This window comes from Microcystis sp. LEGE 08355, assembly GCF_015207185.1.
GTDB lineage: Bacteria > Cyanobacteriota > Cyanobacteriia > Cyanobacteriales > Microcystaceae > Microcystis > Microcystis panniformis.
The window spans coordinates 1-1,174 of the sequence record NZ_JADEXI010000926.1; the positions used below are offsets into that span (position 1 = coordinate 1).

Below are 1,174 nucleotides of genomic sequence, written 5' to 3' on the forward strand. Positions count from 1 at the left end.
TGCCGGTTGTGATGCTTATTTATCCAAACCTTTCGATCCCGAAGAATTAGAAGCATTAATCAAGTCTTTAATCGAGCGCCGTCGTCAATCCTTGCAAGCCACCAGCGAAAACGCTAGATTAGAAGAAATTGCCCGAGATATCCGGGAATTAAAACAGCAGGTGGGACAACAGAACACTTTTACTACCACTCCCCCCCCGATTAAAGTTGATCTTACCCCCCGGGAACAAAGTGTTTTAGATTTAGTAGCGGAGGGATTGATGAATAAAGAAATTGCCAGTCGTCTAGAAACCAGCGTCAGAAACGTAGAAAAATACGTCAGTCGCTTGTTTAGCAAGACTGGTACTAATAGTCGCACGGAATTGGTACGTTTTGCCCTAAAACACGGTTTAACCAGTTAATATAGCAGCTGAGGACAAAGTAGTGGACCGGAGTGTCAATAACTGACGATGACAAGCAACTGAATTACCGATGGAAAACGTTTCATCAGTTCATCTTATGGCTTCTGGCGTTGAAACAAATTTTGTTTTAGAGCTAACCTTCGAGCAAGAGCAGAATGGGAGGATATGTCAACCAAACTACTTTTCTCGGGTAAAGCATTAGAGTTGAAAACCTCAAGAAATCAAGTGGTAGGAGAAGCTGAAATTAGCTTTAAGTGCTTCACGAAAGGAATAAAATCTTTATCTGAAAAAAGGAGCGGAAGATTATTTTCAATACAAAAGGAGGCAATAATAACATCAGCAGTTTTTCTAATAGTTATCCCCTTCTTGCGTAACTGGCGATAATTGTCCGCGCTTTTCAATGCCATTCTCAAACCTAGTAAATCATAAATGGTCAATGAAGTTAGTAAGCGATAGGCTATTTGATAATCCTTATCACTCCTAAAACCTTGGAGAACTTCGGTGAGAATAATATCACCAATAGCTATCGGCTCAACTCCCAGCAGTAAATCAAGTTCTGTTGTTTCCGTAGTATTATAACCATTGAAATAATCAATCTAAACACTAGAATCCACAAGAATCATTGATTGTGCCTCATTTCCTCAAGGTTTCCTTCCCATTTAAGCTTACCTTTAAAGGCTTTAATTTTCTCCTGTTGTTTGAGCCGAATCAAAGTCTTAAGACCCAATTCAACAACTTCTTGTTTAGTCTTTAAACCAGTAGCTTTAAGAGCAT

At 39.4% G+C, this 1,174-nt stretch carries 3 protein-coding genes; 1 reads left to right on the forward strand and 2 read right to left on the reverse strand.

The annotated features are described in order from the left end of the window. A partial coding sequence (locus IQ242_RS25330; RefSeq protein WP_193961848.1) for a response regulator transcription factor occupies positions 1–400 on the forward strand: 400 nt, incomplete at its 5' end. A 221-nt stretch (positions 401–621) separates the two neighbouring features. Here IQ242_RS25330 and IQ242_RS27340 read toward each other — a convergent pair. Both IQ242_RS27340 and IQ242_RS25335 read right to left on the reverse strand, forming a co-directional pair. After that, on the reverse strand, positions 622–996 hold the full coding sequence (locus IQ242_RS27340) for a PIN domain nuclease (RefSeq protein WP_370583052.1): 375 nt from the start codon (positions 994–996) through the stop codon (positions 622–624). Between the two features lie 23 nt (positions 997–1,019). After that, positions 1,020–1,174: type II toxin-antitoxin system VapB family antitoxin (locus tag IQ242_RS25335; protein ID WP_193961849.1), on the reverse strand; the 155-nt coding region annotated here is incomplete at its 5' end.